Origin of the sequence: Pseudomonas pichavaramensis, from assembly GCF_050473265.1 — a bacterium.
Classification (GTDB): Bacteria; Pseudomonadota; Gammaproteobacteria; order Pseudomonadales; family Pseudomonadaceae; genus Aquipseudomonas.
Window position 1 is genome coordinate 182,560 of sequence record NZ_JBJKFJ010000009.1, and the last position, 16,659, is coordinate 199,218.

At 62.2% G+C, this 16,659-nt stretch carries 17 protein-coding genes; 13 read left to right on the forward strand and 4 right to left on the reverse strand.

Annotation, left to right across the window (positions count from 1 at the left end; all coding sequences use genetic code 11):
* Nucleotides 1–139: 139 nt before the first annotated feature.
* The gene (yihA, locus tag ACJRW5_RS16300; protein ID WP_484571548.1) at nucleotides 140–787 is read right to left on the reverse strand and encodes a ribosome biogenesis GTP-binding protein YihA/YsxC; all 648 of its coding nucleotides are present in this window, start codon (nucleotides 785–787) and stop codon (nucleotides 140–142) included.
* Between the two features lie 242 nt (nucleotides 788–1,029).
* Here yihA and ACJRW5_RS16305 point away from each other — a divergent pair, with 242 nt between their 5' ends.
* The 5 genes from ACJRW5_RS16305 to ACJRW5_RS16325 all read left to right on the forward strand — a co-directional run bounded on the left by ACJRW5_RS16305 (nucleotide 1,030) and on the right by ACJRW5_RS16325 (nucleotide 5,494).
* The gene (locus ACJRW5_RS16305; protein WP_484571549.1) at nucleotides 1,030–1,320 is read left to right on the forward strand and encodes a c-type cytochrome; all 291 of its coding nucleotides are present in this window, start codon (nucleotides 1,030–1,032) and stop codon (nucleotides 1,318–1,320) included.
* Nucleotides 1,321–1,371: 51 nt separating this feature from the next.
* A complete protein-coding gene (locus tag ACJRW5_RS16310) occupies nucleotides 1,372–1,977 on the forward strand; it encodes a c-type cytochrome (protein ID WP_484571550.1) in 606 nt (201 codons plus the stop codon).
* Between the two features lie 154 nt (nucleotides 1,978–2,131).
* Nucleotides 2,132–2,758, forward strand: a complete 627-nt coding sequence (locus tag ACJRW5_RS16315; RefSeq protein ID WP_484571551.1) for a thiol:disulfide interchange protein DsbA/DsbL — start codon at nucleotides 2,132–2,134, stop codon at nucleotides 2,756–2,758.
* A 19-nt stretch (nucleotides 2,759–2,777) separates the two neighbouring features.
* Nucleotides 2,778–3,650, forward strand: coding sequence for an endonuclease/exonuclease/phosphatase family protein (locus ACJRW5_RS16320; protein ID WP_484571552.1), 873 nt, complete (start codon nucleotides 2,778–2,780; stop codon nucleotides 3,648–3,650).
* A 5-nt stretch (nucleotides 3,651–3,655) separates the two neighbouring features.
* Nucleotides 3,656–5,494 (forward strand): GGDEF domain-containing protein, encoded by a 1,839-nt coding sequence (locus ACJRW5_RS16325; protein WP_484571553.1) that lies wholly within the window; start codon nucleotides 3,656–3,658, stop codon nucleotides 5,492–5,494.
* A gap of 4 nt (nucleotides 5,495–5,498) precedes the next feature.
* Here ACJRW5_RS16325 and ACJRW5_RS16330 read toward each other — a convergent pair whose 3' ends face one another.
* Complete coding sequence (locus ACJRW5_RS16330) at nucleotides 5,499–7,028, reverse strand: nucleobase:cation symporter-2 family protein (RefSeq protein ID WP_484571554.1); 1,530 nt, start codon at nucleotides 7,026–7,028, stop codon at nucleotides 5,499–5,501.
* A 218-nt stretch (nucleotides 7,029–7,246) separates the two neighbouring features.
* On the opposite strand from ACJRW5_RS16330, the gene ACJRW5_RS16335 reads away from it, so the two are divergent.
* Both ACJRW5_RS16335 and ACJRW5_RS16340 read left to right on the forward strand, forming a co-directional pair.
* Nucleotides 7,247–7,837 (forward strand): MarC family protein, encoded by a 591-nt coding sequence (locus tag ACJRW5_RS16335; protein ID WP_484571555.1) that lies wholly within the window; start codon nucleotides 7,247–7,249, stop codon nucleotides 7,835–7,837.
* Nucleotides 7,834–8,625, forward strand: coding sequence for an N-acetylmuramoyl-L-alanine amidase (locus tag ACJRW5_RS16340; RefSeq protein WP_484571556.1), 792 nt, complete (start codon nucleotides 7,834–7,836; stop codon nucleotides 8,623–8,625). Before ACJRW5_RS16335 ends, ACJRW5_RS16340 begins: the two co-directional genes overlap by 4 nt.
* On the opposite strand, the gene ACJRW5_RS16345 is transcribed toward ACJRW5_RS16340, so the two are convergent.
* Together ACJRW5_RS16345 and ACJRW5_RS16350 are read right to left on the reverse strand one after the other, a co-directional pair.
* Nucleotides 8,626–9,030: a DUF1330 domain-containing protein gene (locus tag ACJRW5_RS16345; protein ID WP_484571557.1), complete on the reverse strand. Its 405-nt coding sequence runs from the start codon at nucleotides 9,028–9,030 to the stop codon at nucleotides 8,626–8,628.
* A gap of 138 nt (nucleotides 9,031–9,168) precedes the next feature.
* Entirely contained in the window at nucleotides 9,169–9,570 is a 402-nt protein-coding gene (locus tag ACJRW5_RS16350) for a response regulator (protein ID WP_484571558.1), read from the reverse strand.
* Between the two features lie 146 nt (nucleotides 9,571–9,716).
* Here ACJRW5_RS16350 and ACJRW5_RS16355 point away from each other — a divergent pair, with 146 nt between their 5' ends.
* The 6 genes from ACJRW5_RS16355 to ACJRW5_RS16380 all read left to right on the forward strand — a co-directional run bounded on the left by ACJRW5_RS16355 (nucleotide 9,717) and on the right by ACJRW5_RS16380 (nucleotide 16,472).
* Nucleotides 9,717–13,193 carry a response regulator gene (locus tag ACJRW5_RS16355; protein ID WP_484571559.1) on the forward strand — a complete coding sequence of 1,159 codons (3,477 nt, stop codon included), beginning with the start codon at nucleotides 9,717–9,719 and terminating at the stop codon, nucleotides 13,191–13,193.
* Nucleotides 13,193–14,002: a CheR family methyltransferase gene (locus ACJRW5_RS16360; RefSeq protein ID WP_484571560.1), complete on the forward strand. Its 810-nt coding sequence runs from the start codon at nucleotides 13,193–13,195 to the stop codon at nucleotides 14,000–14,002. The genes ACJRW5_RS16355 and ACJRW5_RS16360 overlap by 1 nt, the downstream gene beginning before the upstream one ends.
* Nucleotides 13,999–14,610, forward strand: a complete 612-nt coding sequence (locus ACJRW5_RS16365; protein ID WP_484571561.1) for a chemotaxis protein CheB — start codon at nucleotides 13,999–14,001, stop codon at nucleotides 14,608–14,610. Before ACJRW5_RS16360 ends, ACJRW5_RS16365 begins: the two co-directional genes overlap by 4 nt.
* The gene (locus ACJRW5_RS16370; RefSeq protein WP_484571562.1) at nucleotides 14,604–15,791 is read left to right on the forward strand and encodes a hybrid sensor histidine kinase/response regulator; all 1,188 of its coding nucleotides are present in this window, start codon (nucleotides 14,604–14,606) and stop codon (nucleotides 15,789–15,791) included. The genes ACJRW5_RS16365 and ACJRW5_RS16370 overlap by 7 nt, the downstream gene beginning before the upstream one ends.
* A 174-nt stretch (nucleotides 15,792–15,965) precedes the next feature.
* Nucleotides 15,966–16,268, forward strand: a complete 303-nt coding sequence (locus ACJRW5_RS16375) for a hypothetical protein (RefSeq protein WP_484571563.1) — start codon at nucleotides 15,966–15,968, stop codon at nucleotides 16,266–16,268.
* Nucleotides 16,269–16,286: 18 nt separating this feature from the next.
* A complete protein-coding gene (locus ACJRW5_RS16380) occupies nucleotides 16,287–16,472 on the forward strand; it encodes a PA3371 family protein (protein WP_484571564.1) in 186 nt (61 codons plus the stop codon).
* The last annotated feature ends 187 nt before the right edge of the window (nucleotides 16,473–16,659 follow it).

Below are 16,659 nucleotides of genomic sequence, written 5' to 3' on the forward strand. Positions count from 1 at the left end.
GAAGGGCGGGAGAGGGCTTCGTTGATGTGCCTTCAAGTTAAAAATGGCGGCCTCAGTTCCGTAGGGTGTCGCGGGACCACCTTGGCCGCGCGCACCGAATACGCTCTACGATCGCGGTGCCCGCAGCACACTCTAGGCTTCAGGCCTCAGCGCCTTCTTCATCCTCTTCCGGCAGCAGATCCAGCCAACCCGCCAGCACCATCTGTGCTTCCTCCACACCCATACGCTTGGGCGCCGAGAACAGTTGGATGCTGATGCCTTCGCCCCATTGTTTGCGAATTTCCTGACGCACCTTCAGCAGTGCGTTCTTCGCCGCGCCGAAGGCCAGTTTGTCGGCCTTGGTCAGGAGGATGTGCAGCGGCATTTCACTGGCCACCGACCAGTCCAGCATCATGCGGTCGAACTCGGTCAGGGGGTGGCGGATGTCCATCATCAGCACTAGGCCGCACAGGCTTTCGCGGCTGCCCAGGTAGGCCTCCAGGTGCTTCTGCCAGTGTTGCTTGAGCGGGATCGGTACCTTGGCGTAGCCATATCCCGGCAGGTCGACCAGGCGGCGCTCTTCGTCGAGCTGGAAGAAGTTGAGCAGCTGGGTGCGCCCCGGCGTCTTCGACGTGCGCGCCAGGCTGGCATGGGTGAGGGTATTGAGTGCGCTCGACTTGCCCGCATTGGAGCGGCCGGCGAAGGCGACTTCCAGGCCACTGTCCTCGGGGCACTGATCGACCTTGGCGGCACTGATGAGGAAGCTGGCCTGCTGGCACAGACCGGTGATGGGGTTCTTCGGGAGCATGGGGGTATCCGGTGGTTGCCTCGAAGCCATTCAAGCATTCGAGGACTTGCGACATTTCCGCGCACCTGCTGCACGCCAGGTGGCGCGGCAAGCGGCGTCGTTTCCGTTTCAGCGTTGCCAGTATATAATGCCGCAGATTTTGTGTGCGCTTTGTCCCACCCGCAGGAACCCGATTGCTGGGAGTGATTACACCTCTGCTCGATAGAAAGCAGAACGCTCTCCACCCTGATGAGGTTGATCTGATGAAGAAAATGCTGCTTGCAGCTGCCGTCATGATGCTGTCCGTCAACGGCTATGCTGCTCAGGATCCGCAAGCTGTGTATGACCGTGCCTGTGGTGTGTGCCACAACGGCCAGATTCCCACGGCGCCCAAGAAGGGCGACAAGGCCGCATGGGAACCGCGCCTGGCCAAAGGCATGGATACACTGGTGCAGAGCGTCACCAATGGTTTGAATGCCATGCCGCCGCGCGGCCTGTGCATGGACTGCACGGCCGAGGATTACCAGGCGGTCATCAAATTGATGAGCGAATGAGTAAACCCGACCGATAACCCTTTTCTCTCTTAGCCGTAGTTGGATTAGCTGATGAACAAAGTACTCGTGAGTCTGCTGTTGACCCTGGGCCTCACCGGCGTGGCGCAGGCTGCCGGCGATGCCGAAGCCGGTCAGGGCAAAGTCGCTGTCTGTGGCGCCTGCCATGGCGCTGATGGCAATAGCCCCGCCCCAAACTTCCCCAAGCTGGCTGGTCAGGGCGAGCGTTATTTGCTCAAGCAGCTCCACGACATCAAGTCCGGCAACCGTCAGGTCGTTGAAATGACCGGCATGCTGGACAATCTCAGCGATCAGGATCTGGAAGACATCGCCGCTTATTTCTCCAGCCAGAAAATGAGCGTCGGCGCTGCCGATCCCAAGTTGGTCGAGCGCGGTGAAGCGCTGTTCCGCGGCGGCAAACTGGAAGAGGGTATGCCGGCCTGCACCGGTTGCCACTCGCCCAATGGCGCTGGTCTGGCTGCTGCCAGCTTCCCGAAACTGGGCGGCCAGCACGCCCAGTACGTGGCCAAGCAACTGACCGATTTCCGCGAAGGCAACCGCACCAACGACGGCGACGCAATGATCATGCGCGCCATCGCCGCCAAGCTGAGCAACAAGGATATCGAAGCGGTATCCAGCTTCATCCAGGGCCTGCACTGACAGGCTCTTGTTGCACTTGGCAAGATAAAGGGTGGCTTCGGCCACCCTTTTTCGTATGTGTCATGGCTACAATGGGCGGAACCGGCCCAGCGGTAGCGAGTCATAGTCTCGAATCGCCACTAGGGCGACGCTTATCCAGTCGAGGAGTTCCCCCATGCGTAACCTGATTTTCGGCGCCGCTCTGGCGATCAGCAGCCTGTTCGGCCTCAGTGCCCATGCTGACCCCGTTGCCGGTCAGCAATATGTCGAGCTGAAGAGCCCGGTGCCGGTGTCCAAGCCAGGTCAGGTCGAGGTCGTCGAGCTGTTCTGGTACGGCTGCCCACACTGCTACCAGTTCGAGGCGACCCTCAATCCCTGGATCGAGAAGCTGCCGGGAGATGTCAACTTCGTCCGTGTCCCGGCGCTGTTCGGCGGTATCTGGAACGTGCACGGTCAGGCCTTCCTTACCCTGGAAAGCATGAAGGTCGAGCATCAGGTGCATGACGCCGTGTTCAACGCCATTCACCAGGAGAAGAAGAAACTGGCCTCCGCAGAAGAGTTCGCCGATTTCGTTGCCACTCAGGGCGTGGATCGCGAAGCCTTCCTCAAGACCTTCAACTCCTTCGCGGTCAAAGGCCAGATGGAAAAAGCCAAGAAGCTGGCCATGGCTTATCAGGTCACTGGCGTACCGGTGATGATCGTCGGTGGTAAGTATCGCTTCGACATCGGCTCGGCCGGCGGTCCGCAACAAACCCTCGGCGTCGCCGATTACCTGATCGCCAAAGAGCGCGCCGCGCTCTAAGCGGCCGTAGGCGCAAGACATGCTGCGCCGCTGGCGACAGACACGTGCGGTTGGCCTGTGCGATCCACAGGTCAACCCGCATTGTTCGCCGCAAGACGACTGGCCAGCCGACGGCCTGTTGCGCCTGCTCAGTTTCAACGTCCAGGTCGGCATCAATACTCAGCGTTACCATCATTACCTCACCCGGGGCTGGCAGCACCTGTTGCCTCACGCCGGGCGCGCCGGCAATCTGCAGCGCATAGGCGATCTGCTCGCCGATTTCGATCTGGTGGCCTTGCAGGAAGTCGATGGCGGTAGCATGCGTTCCGGCTACATCAACCAGGTCGAGTACCTGGCCCAGCAGGGCGCCTTCCCGTACTGGTACCAACAGCTCAACCGCAATCTTGGTCGCCTCGCGCAGCACAGCAATGGCGTGCTCAGTCGCTTGCGGCCTACGCTGCTGGAGGATCATCCGCTGCCGGGGCCACCTGGTCGCGGGGCGATTTTCCTGCGTCTGGGCGAGGGTGAGCATGCGCTCGGTGTGGTGATGATGCATCTGGCGCTTGGGCCGCGCACCCGCACTCGGCAGTTGGCCTACATTCGCGAGCGCGTCAGTGAGTTCCGTCATCTGGTGCTGATGGGCGACATGAATACCCATGCGGTGGACCTGCTGGAAAACTCGCCTCTACGTGACCTTGGACTGCTGGCGCCACAGGTCGAGGCGACGTTTCCGAGTTGGCGGCCGCAGCGTTGTCTCGACCATATCCTGCTCAGTTCCGGGTTGGAGCTGGGGCGGGTCGATGTGCTTGCCCAACCGATATCCGATCATCTGCCTGTGGCCGTGGAAATCCGATTGCCGCAAGCCCAGAATACGTCGCAAATGCCTATGCTGAAGAGGCCAACTTCCGAGTAAGCCGCATGAGCGACGACGCACAACGCTGGAAAGACAAGTACCTGGGGAGCCTGGAGCAGCAGGAAAAGCTCGAGCGCCGCTGGGAGCTCCGCCTGGATCTGCTGCGCCGAGGCCTGGTGCGCAGCAGCCTGGCCGCCGAAGGGGCAGACAAGGCGGTCGACCAGTGCATGCAGGAAATGCGCGATATCCTGCGCCGTGACGACATGGATGGCGCCCTGGGGGGCCTGATCCCACGCCTGGAAAAAGCCGTATTGGAGTCCGAGCAGCGCCGCCAACAGCGCGCCGCAGAAGCCGCGACTGCCCTGGCCAGCCTGGTGGAGCAACTGCAGGGCCTGGAACCGCCGCGTGAGGTACGCAAGGCTTTGAAGTCTCTGGGCAAGCAGCTACAGGAGGCGGCCAGTCACCAGTATCAGTTGCCGGCTCTGCTCAGCCAATTGAGCAATCTGCAGGAGCAGGCGCTGGCGGTTCGGCAGGCTCCGGTGCAGGAGCAGCCGGGCCTGCTGCAACGCCTGTTTGGTTCGCGCGGTGACAGTTCGGACGAGGTAACGAACAGTACTCCTGTTCCTCCTGTGCCAGCCGCTGCGCCCCCAACTGCCGCTGTAGTTGAGGCTACCCCCCAATCGCCAGTTGAGCATCCGAGCGAGCCGCAGCCTGTTGTCCTGGGTGCCAGTTACGCCCCGCCGAGTCGCGAGATTGTCGAGGCCCCGGCGGCGCTTGACAGTCTGCCTCTGCCACCGGGCTTGGTTCCTGACAACAGTACCGGCGACAGTGCTTTCGCGTTGCCAAGCAGCGAGCCGGGCTACAGCGCGGTGGCGCCGCACATCGCCAGCAGCCTGCGCAGCCTGCTGGACGAGCTCGAGTTGCCGGCCAGTCACCTGCCGCAAGGTGATGCGCTGCGCCAGCGTCTGCAGGGCAACCTCAACTGGTATGAGCTGGTTCCGGTCCTGGATGATCTGGCCGTGCTGGTGCTTGCGGTCAACAATGGTGGCCAGCGTGAGTTCGCCGGTTACCTGAAGCAGCTCAATGAGCGCCTCGCGGCCTTCATCGCAACGCTGAGCGAGGCGCATGAAGGTTATGGTGCCTCGGTGGAGAGTGCGCGCAGTTTCAATCAGCAGTTGCACGAGCAGGTCGCCGATTTGCAGAACAGCGTGCAGGAAGCGGTTGACCTGGAAAGCCTCAAGCAAGCCCTGGAGCAGCGCCTGGATGGGCTGTTGCAAAGTGTCAGTAACCATCAGCGCCAGCGCGATGGTGTCGAGGACGATGTGGCGGCAAGGTTGCAGGGGCTGATGCAGCGTGTCGCCGAGATGGAGGTCGAGGCGCAGCAGTTTCGCGAGCATATCGAGGAACAGCGGCAGAAGTCCTTGCTCGACCCGCTCACCGGCCTGCCCAATCGTGCGGCCTGGAGCGAGCGTCTGGATCTGGAAGTGGCCCGGCGTCAGCGTTACGGCGGCCAGTTGCTGTTGGCAGTGCTGGATATCGACCACTTCAAGCGGATCAACGACGGCTATGGCCACCTGGCGGGTGACCGGGTCCTCAAGATCATTGCTGGCGAACTGCACAAGCGTCTGCGCAAGACCGACTTCATTGCCCGCTTTGGCGGCGAGGAGTTCGTGTTGCTGATTCCTGCGACGCCGCTTGAGGGTGGCGTGCAGTTGCTCGAAACCCTGCGCACTGCGATAGAAGCCTGCCCATTCCACTTCAAGGGGGAGCCGGTCACCATCACCTGCTCCGCCGGTATAGCGGAGTTCCGTGACGGCGAGGCGACCGAGGTCACGTTCGAGCGCGCCGATCAGGCCCTGTATCGGGCCAAGGGTGCGGGGCGCAATAGAGTGGCACAGGCCTAGCCAGCTAGCTCTGGGACGTCACTGATTCCCTGCTCCTGCTGTTTGCCGCTGTCGAGCGGGCGGGAGCTGACCGTGGCTCATCGTCCTGTAGCGGTACCTCATTGCCCTGCGCGTCGTACAGCTTGCCACCGATGAAATGGTCGCCCTCGTGCAGGGCGGCGATGTCCCGGTAGCGCAGGCTGCGCTCGGTGCCGGCGACGAACACCGACTGTTGATCGGAGTTGCCGGCCGTGAAGTGGTTGAACAGCAGATTGAGCAGGATGGCCATGACCGCAGCCGAGCTGATGCCCGAGTGAAAGATGGTTTCGAACCAGGCGGGGAAATGATGGTAGAAGCTGGGCATGGCGATAGGGATCATGCCGAAGCCGACGGACGTGGCGACGATCACCAGATTCATGTTGTTGCGATAGTCGACCTTGGCCAGGGTGCGGATGCCACTGGCGGCGACGGTGCCGAACAGCACGATGCCGGCACCACCCAGCACCGAGGTCGGCACTGCGGCGATCACTCGGCCCATGATCGGCAGCAAGCCGAGCGTGACCAGAATCAGCCCGCCGGTGGCGACCACATAGCGGCTCTTCACGCCGGTTACGGCGACCAGCCCGACGTTCTGGGCGAAGGCGCTCTGGGTGAACGAGCCGAACAGCGGCGCGACGATGCTGGCGATCATGTCTGCGCGCAGGCCATTGCCGAGGCGCTGGGAGTCGACCTTGGTGTCGATGATGTCGCCGACCGCGAGGATATCTGCCGAGGTCTCGACCAGGATCACCATCACCACGATCAGCATCGAGATGATCGCGGCCAGCTGGAATTCCGGCATGCCGAAATGCAGCGGCGCCGGAAAAGCCATTAGCGGGCCTTCGCCGACTCTGGAGAAGTCCGCCATACCGAATGCCAGAGCCACCAGGGTACCGATCACCATGGCCAGCAGGATCGACAGGCGTGAGATGGTGGCGCTGCCAACTTTGCTTAGCAACAGCACGGTCGCCAGGGTGAAAGCAGCCAGGCCGATATTGGCCATGCTGCCGAAGTCCGCAGCCTGACTGTTGCCACCCATGGCCCAGCGAGCGGCCACCGGCATCAGGGTGAGGCCGATGGTGGTGATCACGATGCCGGTCACCAGAGGTGGAAAGAATTTGGTGATCTTGGAAAAGATCGGCGTGATCAGCAGACCAATCAGCGCTGCGCCGATAACGGCGCCAAACACTACCGGTAAACCGCCCTCGCCTCCGTTAGCGCCGACGATGGCAACGATGGTGGCGACACTGGCGAAGGAAACGCCTTGTACCAGGGGCAACTGGCAGCCGAAGAATGGCAGACCAAGCGTTTGCAAAAGCGTGGCAGCGCCGCCGACGAACAGCGAAGCAGCGATCAGTAGGCCGATGTCGGCAGGAGACAGGCCTGCTGCCTGACCGACGATCAGTGGCACCGCGACGATGCCGCCATACATGGTCAGTACGTGTTGCAGGCCATACAGCAGATTGGAGCCAATACCGAGGTTCTCGTCCTCGGGGCGCGGGGCGTTGGAGGTCATGGAAGCTGCTCGCTGTTGTTCTTGTTGGCTAACTGTATACAGTTAGTGGCTTTTAAATCCATTTATTTGTATACATTTGTGCGTGCGTTTTCAATCAGCAGCACCAGAGAGGCTCCGTTCGTGTATTTGAGTCTCTTGCCTTCACTCCGAGTGCGACGGCATCTCGCGCCAATATGGCCGCGGCCCTAGACTATGCGTACCAGCCACCGGAGACGCCTATGGACATCTTCAGCATTGCCGTGCTGATCTTTTTGGTCACCGACCCTTTCGGCAACATCGCCATCTACATCGCTGCGCTGAAGAATGTCGAGCCGCGTCGGCGCTTGTGGATCGCCGCGCGCGAACTGCTGTTCGCCCTTGGCCTGTTGCTGTTGTTCCTCACCTTTGGTGACAAATTCCTCACCAGTCTCGGCCTGTCGCGCGAGGCAACGGCAATCGCTGGCGGTATCATCTTGTTCGTCATCGCCATGCGTCTGATCTTCCCCAATCCGCAGGGCCTGCTCGGTGACGTGCCGGACGGCGAGCCGATGCTGGTGCCATTGGCGACGCCAGCGGTGGCCGGGCCTTCGGCTCTGGCAGTGTTGATGACCCTGCGCAACACCCATACCGGGCCACTCTGGGAGTTGTATCTCGCCTTGATCCTGGCTTGGGCGGCGACGGCATTCATTCTCCTGCAGGCTTCGTTCCTGCAGCGTTTTCTTGGTAATCGCGGGTTGATGGCCGTGGAGCGATTAATGGGTATGTTGTTGATCATGCTCAGCGTCGACATGCTGCTGGACAACCTGCAGAGCGTATTCGGTCACGCATGAAGTCTTTCTGCCTCGTTTTCCTTGTTGTTCTGCTCGCTGGTTGCAGCACTGGCTTGCGCTTCGATGACAGCTACACCGCAACCGGCCAGAACAGCCGCGTGCAGTACGTCGTGCTGCACTACACCTCCGCGGATTTGCAACGCTCGCTCGAGCTGCTGACGCAGACAGAGGTGAGCAGCCACTATCTGATCGGCGACGCGCCGCCGACCCTGTACCGTCTGGTGGATGAGAACCGCAGGGCCTGGCATGTCGGTGTCAGCGAGTGGAAGGGGCGCACCTGGCTGAACAGCACGACTATCGGTATCGAGCTGGTCAACCAGGGCTACTACGAAACTGCGGCGGGCCGCTATTGGCAGCCCTTTGCGCCGCAGCAGATCGACACGCTGGTGCTGTTGCTCAAGGACATCGTCCGGCGCCACCAGCTGCCGCTGGGGTCGATCATTGCGCACAGTGACGTGGCCCCTCAGCGCAAGGTCGATCCGGGCCCGCTGTTCCCCTGGAAGCGCCTGGCCGACGAGGGCTTGGTGCCCTGGCCGGATGAGGCGCAGGTGGCGCGGCAGCAAGCGCTGTTCGCCGCCAGTCTGCCCAGCGTGCAATGGTTCCAGGAGCAGTTGGCGCGCAATGGCTACACAGTGCCTCAGCATGGTGAACTGGACGACGCGACACGCAACGTCATTGCCGCGTTCCAGATGAAGTACCGCCCGGCCAATTACGATGGCCAGCCGGACGCCGAGACCGCTGCGCGCCTGCTGGTGCTCAACCAGCAGAGCGCCGCGCGGCAACAATGATCAGGCCGGCGTCGTAGCGATCAGGCGCGAGTCCGCCAAGGCCGCCGTGCGGTGAACGGTCGCGGCCTGGTATTGCGGGTCGGCAAGCATGGCCAGGAATGCCGCAGGTGAGGGATAGCGCACCAGCAGCACCTGGTCCCAGTGCTCGTCATCCGGTGCGATCAGCGCAACATGGGCGTTGGCCAGCCGTTCCACCTCTCCACCGACACCCCGTACCTTGGTCAGCGCCGTCCGGCTGTAACGGGCGTAGGCCTCACGGCCACTGCAGGGCGTTTCGTCGCTGTCGGCAGGGTAGTTTGCCAGGGCATTGAAGCGCAGCAGGTTGAGCATCAGGATCGGTGTATCGGCCGGCATCCGCTCGGCGAACGCTGCCAGTTGGGCGCGGCTGGGGTTCAGACTGGGCATGGGGGCGTGCTCGGTTGTTTTCGTCCTAGCCTGGAACCGGGCCGAGCGGACCGCAACTGCTATCGATCAGCCTGATGACCGGCAATGCACGACAGTGCCTGCGGCATTACAGAATCGCCTGCGGCGCGATGCGCTCGGTTATTGCGGCGGGCTGCCAAGCAGTTCGTTCAGGCGGCTGAGCAGCAATTTGAAGTCGTAAGGTTTGACGATGCTGGCGGTGGCAGCGCCGCTGTCGCGTGCGCGCACCTGCTCGAGCAGCTCGCGCTCGTCGTAGCCGCTGGCAAAGAGTACCGGCAGGTTGGGCCGCAATTGGCGTGCGGCCTCGACCAATTGGCGTCCGTCCATGTCGGGCAGGCCGATGTCGCTCATCAGCAGATCGAATGGCTGATCGCTGTTCAGCACGTCCAGCGCACTGGGGCCGTCGCGCAGGGCATGCACACGATAACCGAACTCTTCGAGCACTTCCGCGGTAAGGTGGCGAACGACATCATCGTCCTCGACCAGCAGAATGGTCTGTACGGCGGCGGGGGTGTCGGTCATAAGGCTCTCGGTTCGGCGCGCAGAATACGCAAATGTTTGGCAAACTTCCGAGTCTGCGTACGGTCAGTGTGCCACAGGCCACCCCTTCATATAAGAAGCAGCGAGACAATCATCGAATGGACGTCCCAGTGTCGAATGAGTCTGCAATGGACGAGGCAGGTTTTCGTCGAATTCTCAATCGTAACGTCGGGCTGCCGCTTGGCCTGGGGTTGGTAGGAGCCCTTTTCTTTGCGGTACTGATCGGCTACCTGCTCAACGTGATCCGTTGGGTCGAGCATTCCGACCAGGTGCTCAACCGGGCCAGCGAGGTTTACAAGCTGACGCTCGACATGGAAACCGGCATGCGCGGTTTTCTGCTCAGTGGCGACGAGAACTACCTTGCGCCCTATGAGCTCGCGCGCAGCAAGTTCGGTCCGTTGACCGAGCAACTCGCCGATGTCGTGGTCGACAATCAGGCACAGGCGCAACGCGTCGATCGCCTGCGCGCCCTGCAGCAGCAATGGGACGAATATGCCGAACAGGTGATCGCCAGTCGTCGCGATGGCGGCGACTTTCTGGACGATGTAGGCAGCGGTCGCGGCAAGAACCTCATGGATGGCATGCGCCGCGAGCTGGACACCTTCATCAACAGCGAGCGCGAGCTGCGCCAGCGACGCAATGCCGATGTCAGCAGCACCAGTACCTGGGGCGCCGGGACCTATCTGGCGATCAGCGTTCTGTTCAGCGCCTTGCTCGCGCTGTTCGGTCGCCGCGAACTGCTCAACCTGTCGCAGACTTATGCGCATGCCATGGCCAGGCAGGCGGATTACGCCGCCGAGCAGAATCACCGTGCCTGGCTGGGAAGCGGGCAGACTCAGTTGGCCGAGCGCATGCTGGGCCAGCCACGGGTACAGGAACTGGCTGACCGCTCGCTGGAATTTCTTGCCGAGTACTTAGGTTGCGTGGTGGCGGCGCTGTACCTGCGTGACGCCAAGAGCGGCAATCTGCAGCGCGTTGCCGGCTATGGTTTCAGTGCTGATGCCGGGCTCAAGGAACAGTTCTACCGTGGCGAAGGCCTGGTTGGTCAGGCGGCGCAGGGGCGTCGTCTGGTCTATCTGGACACGCTGCCGGCCGATTACATCAAGGTCGCATCGAGCCTCGGTGAGGGCCAGCCGGTCAGTGTCGCCCTGCTGCCGCTGCAGTCTGAGGATCGCATCAACGGCGTAGTCGAACTGGCCTTCATGCGTCCACTGGCGCCCCGCGATCTTGAGTTTCTCGAAGCCATCGCCAGCAATGTCGGCACTGCCCTCGAAGCAGCGCGCTACCGCCAGCGTCTGCAGGAAGTGCTTGGCGAGACCCAGCAGCTCAACGAAGAGCTGCAGACCCAGCAGGAAGAGCTGCGTGCGGCCAACGAGGAGCTCGAGCAGCAGGCACGTGTGCTCAAGGAGTCGCAGGCTCATCTGGAGACGCAGCAGGCCGAGCTGGAGCAGACCAACGAGAAGCTTGCCGAGCAGACTCAGGTGCTGGCTGATCAGCGCGACGAACTGGATCAGCGCAACACCACGCTGGGGCGCATCCAGGCGCAGCTGGAGGAGCGTGCCGAGGAGCTGCAGCGGGCCAGCCGCTACAAGTCAGAGTTTCTCGCCAACATGAGCCATGAGCTGCGCACGCCATTGAACAGTTCGCTGATCCTGGCCAAGCTGCTGGCAGAGAACACGGCCGGCAACCTCAGCGACGAGCAGGTCAAGTTCGCCGAGTCGATCTACTCGGCAGGCAATGATCTGCTCAACCTGATCAACGATATTCTCGACATCGCCAAGGTCGAGGCCGGCAAACTCGAGGTCCGTCCCGAGCGTACGCCGCTGAGCAGCATGCTCGAAGGCCTGCGCGATGTATTCGGGCCCATGGCGGGCCAGCGTGGCCTGAGCTTCGAGATCGAACAGCAGGGCGAGTTGCCGCAGGTGCTGTTCACCGATCGGCAGCGTGCCGAACAGATTCTGCGCAACTTGCTGTCCAATGCCTTCAAGTTCACCGAGCGCGGTGGCGTCACCTTGCGCGTTTCACGGCACGACTCGCAGACGCTGGCATTTGCCGTGCGGGACAGCGGCATCGGCATCGCGCTGGATCAACAACAGGTGATTTTCGATGCCTTCCGCCAGGCCGACGGCACCACCAACCGGCGCTATGGCGGCACTGGCCTGGGCTTGTCCATTTCACGTGATCTCGCCGGGCTGCTGGGCGGCTCGATCAGTATCGAGAGTGCTCCTGGCGAGGGCAGCACTTTCACGCTGCTGCTGCCTGAGCAGATGGTCGAGACCGGCGTGCAGGCCAAGCCGCTTGAACTCGCCCCGCTGCCTGCCCCAGTGCCGGTGGTGAGCGATGCGCCGGCTGCTCTACCCAAGGCGCCGCGAGCGCCAGCATCCTTTGCCGATGATCGCGAGCACCTGGCCGAGCGGGGTGGGCGTCGGGTGCTGGTGGTCGAAGACGAGGTGCGCTTCGCGCGCATCCTCTTCGACCTGGCCCACGAACTGGGATATGCCTGTCTGGTTGCAAACTGCGCCGACGAAGGCCTGGAATTGGCGCGGCAATTCCGTCCGGACGCCATCCTGCTCGACATGCGCCTGCCCGACGGTTCCGGTCTCGGCGTACTGCAACGCCTGAAGGACGACGCGCAGACCCGGCATATTCCCGTGCACGTGGTGTCGGTGGACGACCACAGTGAAGCGGCCCTGCATCTGGGCGCGGTCGGCTACGCGTTGAAACCGACCAGCCGTGATCAGCTCAAGGACGTGTTCGGCAAGCTCGAGGCCAAGCTCAATCAGCAGGTCAAACGTGTGCTGCTGGTCGAGGACGACCCGCTGCAGCGCGACAGCATGGCCCGTCTGATCGGTGACGACGATATTGAAATCACCGCTGTGGCCCTGGCCGGCGAGGCGCTGGACAAGCTGCGCGAAACCGTCTTCGACTGCATGATCATCGACCTCAAATTGCCTGATATGCAGGGCAACGAGTTGCTGCGGCGCATGGCTGAGGAGGACATCTGCTCCTTCCCGCCGGTGATCGTCTACACCGGGCGCAACCTGACCCGCGACGAGGAAGCCGAACTGCTCAAGTATTCGCGTTCGATCATCATCAAGGGCGCGCGCTCGCCGGAGCGTTTGCTCGACGAAGTCACCCTGTTCCTGCACAAGGTCGAGGCTGAGCTGTCCAGCGAGCACCAGAAAATGCTCAAGACCGCGCGCAGCCGCGACAAGCTGTTCGAGGGCCGGCGTCTGTTGCTGGTGGACGATGACGTGCGCAATATTTTCGCCCTGTCCAGCGCACTCGAGCAGAAGGGCGCTGCGGTGGAAGTCGCGCGCAACGGCATCGAGGCGCTGGCCAAGCTGCGTGAGCACGAGGATATCGACCTGGTGCTGATGGACGTGATGATGCCGGAGATGGACGGCTACGAGGCCACCCGGCAGATCCGTATGGAGCCGCGCTGGAAGAACCTGCCGATCATCGCGGTGACGGCCAAGGCGATGAAGGATGATCAGGAGCGCTGCCGTGAGGCTGGCGCCAACGATTACCTGGCCAAGCCCATCGATCTGGATCGTCTGTTCTCCCTGATCCGGGTGTGGATGCCCAAGCTGGAGCGTCTGTGATGCCAGACGAAATCGAGCTGCGCCTGCTGATCGAGGCGATCTACCTGCGCTACAGCTACGACTTTCGCGACTATTCCAAGGCCTCGCTGAAGCGCCGCGTGCGCCAGGCGCAGGTGCAGCTGGAATGTCCGACCATCTCGGCGCTGCAGGAGCGCATCCTGCACGAGCCGCAGGCCTTCATGCAGCTGCTGCAGTACCTCACCATCCCGGTCAGCGAGATGTTCCGCGACCCCGACTATTTTCTCGCCCTGCGTCAGCAGGTGGTGCCGCTGCTGCACACCTACCCGTCGCTGAAGATCTGGGTAGCCGGCTGCAGCACCGGAGAAGAGGTGTATTCCCTGGCCATCCTGCTACATGAGGAAGGCCTGTTGGAACGCACCATGATCTATGCCACCGACATCAACCCGCATTCGCTGGAAAAGGCCGAGCAGGGCATTTTCGCCCTCGACAACCTGCGTACTTATACCCAGAACTACCAGCTCTCGGGCGGTAAGCAGTCCTTCTCCGACTACTACTCGGCGGCCTATGACCGGGTGCTGTTCGACAAATTTCTGCGTAACAACGTGACCTTCGCCGATCACAGCCTGGCCACCGACAGCGTGTTTGCCGAAACGCACTTGGTGTCGTGCCGCAACGTGCTGATCTACTTCAACCGCGAACTGCAGGATCGTGCCCTGGGTTTGTTCCACGAGTCTCTCTGTCACCGCGGCTTCCTCGGACTGGGCAGCAAGGAAAGCCTGGATTTCTCCGCCTACGCTCAGCAGTTCGAGGCGGTTTCGCGCCCCGAGCGGATCTTCCGCAAGCGATGAGCGCGCCGCGGATCAACCTGCGAGGGCAGGTGCGTGCGCCGTTGCAGGCGCTGCTGATCGGCGCTTCGGCCGGCGGCGTGGAGGCCTTGCTGCTGTTGCTGGAGCGGCTTGCGCCGGGCTACCGCCTGCCGGTGGTGTGTCTGCTGCATGTGCCGGACAGCAATGACAGCCTGTTGGCCGACCTGCTGGCGCGGCGACTGCAATTGCCGGTCAAGGAGGCCGAGGACAAGGAGTACCTGCGCGCTGGCGTGGTCTATGTGGCGCCAGCCGGTTATCACCTGTCGATCGAGAATGACCGCAGCTTCTCCCTGAGTCGCGAAGAACCGCGGCATTTCTCGCGGCCTTCGATCGACATCCTCTTCGAATCCGCTGCCGACGCCTACGGCGAGCACCTGGCTGCGGCGCTGCTGACCGGCGCCAACGAGGACGGCGCCGCCGGCCTGCTGGCGGTGCACGATGCCGGTGGCCTGAGCCTGGTGCAGGACCCCGCTGACGCTCAGGTGCCGACTATGCCCAATGCAGCCCTGGCGCTGTTACAGCCGGATTTCTTACTGACTCTCGATGCCATGCGTGTGCTGCTGGCTGAACTGGATGCCCCGCCATGCTGAAGAAGATTGAAGCCAAGGTATTGATCGTCGACGATCTGCCGGAGAACCTGCTGGCGCTGCGCTCGTTGATCCAGAGCGAGGACCGTACGGTGTTCGAGGCCAACAGCGCCGATGAAGCCTTGTCGCTGTTGCTCGAGCACGAGTTCGCGCTGGCTATCCTCGACGTAAAGATGCCCGGCATGAACGGCTTCGAACTGGCCGAGCTGATGCGTGGTACGGAGAAGACCAAACACATTCCGATCATCTTCGTCAGCGCTGTTGGCCGCGACATGGACTATGCCTTCCGCGGTTACGAGAGCGGCGCGGTGGACTTCCTGCACAAGCCGTTGTCGCCGTTCGAGGTACGCAGCAAGGTGTCGATGTTCGTGGAACTGTATCGCCACCGTAAGGCGCTGAGCATGCAGCTGGAAGTGGTCGAGGCGGCGCGGCGTGAGCAGGAGGCGTTGCTCGCCGCGCTACGCGAGACTCAGGGCGAGCTGCAGAAAGCCGTGCAGATGCGCGACGTTTTCATGTCCATCGCCTCTCACGAGCTGCGCACGCCGCTCAACGGTCTGATTCTCGATGTGCAGCTGCGCAAGCTGCGCCTCGAGCAGGGCCGTGAGGATGCTTTCACGCCGGACAAATTGCGCGAAATGGTCACTCGCGACGAGCGCCAGATCCGCAGCCTCAGTCGCTTGATCGACGACATGCTCGACGTCTCGCGGATTCGTACCGGCAAGCTCTCGGTGCGCCCGCAGCCGGGTGACCTTGGCGTGTTGGCCGGCAATGTGGTGGAGAGCATGGCCGCCCAGTTTGCCAACTCCGGTAGCCAGATCGAGTTGCATGTGCAAGGTCCCGCGCCGGTGATGATGGATGAGTTCCGCATCGAGCAGGTGCTGGCCAACCTGCTGACCAACGCGCTGCGCTACGGCGGCGGCAAGCCGGTATCTGTGCAGGTGACGGTAGAGGCCGATGTCGTTCGCGCCGAGGTGCGTGATCAGGGGCTGGGTATTTCCGAGGAGGATCAGCGACGCGTGTTCGAGCAATTCGAGCGGGTCAGTGACAGTGGCGTTGCCCAGGGACTGGGGCTTGGCCTGTTCATCAGCGAGCAGATCGTCCAGGCCCATGGCGGGCGTATCGAGCTGAACAGCCGCCCTGGCGAGGGGTCATGTTTCAGCGTCGTGCTGCCGCGCAACGCTTGATCGTGCAATTTGCACGTGTCGCAATTCATGCATCTTGCAAAGTGCATTGAGCCGGCCTTTTGATGTTTATATAAGCCATTGATTTATAAAGATATTTTTAGAGGTAAGAGCTGGCATGCACGCTGCAATATCGGTCTTGTAAGCCCCCGACTGATCTGCTGATGGAGAAGCGTCATGAACCTCGTCCGACTGAGTCTGTTTTGCGTCGCTGCATTGCTGGTCAACGGGGCTTACGCCAATGATTTCACTGGTTCGGCGGGCGCCGTTGCCCGCACCGCCGAGCTGACGCTTTCCAACTCCCAGGCCTGGGAGTCTCGCGTTGGTGCGCACTTGCAAGGTGCCGGCAGCGTGCGCCAGCCAGCCACTCGCCGCGCTGAGGATGACGGTCAGTGGTTGCGCATCGCCGACGAGGGCCAGACGGCCACCGCCAACCGTGAGCCGCGCCCCGCCACTGGCACCCCGCGCTGGGTGTTCTGACCGACGAGGAGATCTGCCGTGTCCAAAAGTGCCATCGTCCTGCTGATCATGACTGTCCTGAGCCTGGCCATGCTGTGGCTGAGCCCGGGGCTGGAAACGACCTTCACCTTGCTGCTCAAGGCTGCCGGTGCGCTGTTTGGCCTTGCCTTTCTGATCGCCCTGTTGCTGGGGCGACGCATCAAATTCGACCCCGTGCTGCGCTGAACGGGGCGATACCAGGCAACAGGGGGCGCGCAAGGATGCGAGTTTCTCCAGCCATGCCAGGCAGCGTAATGATCGCGTAACGCTGCCTATACAAAACGGCCAGTTCCGAAGCAGGGACTGGCCGTTTTGCATTGTCTTCAGCCCGCAACGGGCGTCGGCATGTGGCAGGCCTCAGACGGTGAGGGCA

Excerpts from the sequence above, each read along its gene's own strand:
- ACJRW5_RS16370 (WP_484571562.1), top strand. The coding sequence starts at position 14,604 with ATGCTGAAGAAGATTGAAGCCAAGGTATTGATCGTCGACGATCTGCCG.
- ACJRW5_RS16365 (WP_484571561.1), top strand. The coding sequence starts at position 13,999 with ATGAGCGCGCCGCGGATCAACCTGCGAGGGCAGGTGCGTGCGCCGTTG.
- ACJRW5_RS16330 (WP_484571554.1), bottom strand. The coding sequence starts at position 7,028 with ATGACCTCCAACGCCCCGCGCCCCGAGGACGAGAACCTCGGTATTGGC.
- ACJRW5_RS16340 (WP_484571556.1), top strand. The coding sequence starts at position 7,834 with ATGAAGTCTTTCTGCCTCGTTTTCCTTGTTGTTCTGCTCGCTGGTTGC.
- ACJRW5_RS16305 (WP_484571549.1), top strand. The coding sequence starts at position 1,030 with ATGAAGAAAATGCTGCTTGCAGCTGCCGTCATGATGCTGTCCGTCAAC.
- ACJRW5_RS16375 (WP_484571563.1), top strand. The coding sequence starts at position 15,966 with ATGAACCTCGTCCGACTGAGTCTGTTTTGCGTCGCTGCATTGCTGGTC.
- ACJRW5_RS16345 (WP_484571557.1), bottom strand. The coding sequence starts at position 9,030 with ATGCCCAGTCTGAACCCCAGCCGCGCCCAACTGGCAGCGTTCGCCGAG.
- ACJRW5_RS16355 (WP_484571559.1), top strand. The coding sequence starts at position 9,717 with ATGGACGAGGCAGGTTTTCGTCGAATTCTCAATCGTAACGTCGGGCTG.
- ACJRW5_RS16320 (WP_484571552.1), top strand. The coding sequence starts at position 2,778 with ATGCTGCGCCGCTGGCGACAGACACGTGCGGTTGGCCTGTGCGATCCA.
- ACJRW5_RS16335 (WP_484571555.1), top strand. The coding sequence starts at position 7,247 with ATGGACATCTTCAGCATTGCCGTGCTGATCTTTTTGGTCACCGACCCT.
- yihA (WP_484571548.1), bottom strand. The coding sequence starts at position 787 with ATGCTCCCGAAGAACCCCATCACCGGTCTGTGCCAGCAGGCCAGCTTC.
- ACJRW5_RS16315 (WP_484571551.1), top strand. The coding sequence starts at position 2,132 with ATGCGTAACCTGATTTTCGGCGCCGCTCTGGCGATCAGCAGCCTGTTC.
- ACJRW5_RS16325 (WP_484571553.1), top strand. The coding sequence starts at position 3,656 with ATGAGCGACGACGCACAACGCTGGAAAGACAAGTACCTGGGGAGCCTG.
- ACJRW5_RS16310 (WP_484571550.1), top strand. The coding sequence starts at position 1,372 with ATGAACAAAGTACTCGTGAGTCTGCTGTTGACCCTGGGCCTCACCGGC.
- ACJRW5_RS16350 (WP_484571558.1), bottom strand. The coding sequence starts at position 9,570 with ATGACCGACACCCCCGCCGCCGTACAGACCATTCTGCTGGTCGAGGAC.
- ACJRW5_RS16360 (WP_484571560.1), top strand. The coding sequence starts at position 13,193 with ATGCCAGACGAAATCGAGCTGCGCCTGCTGATCGAGGCGATCTACCTG.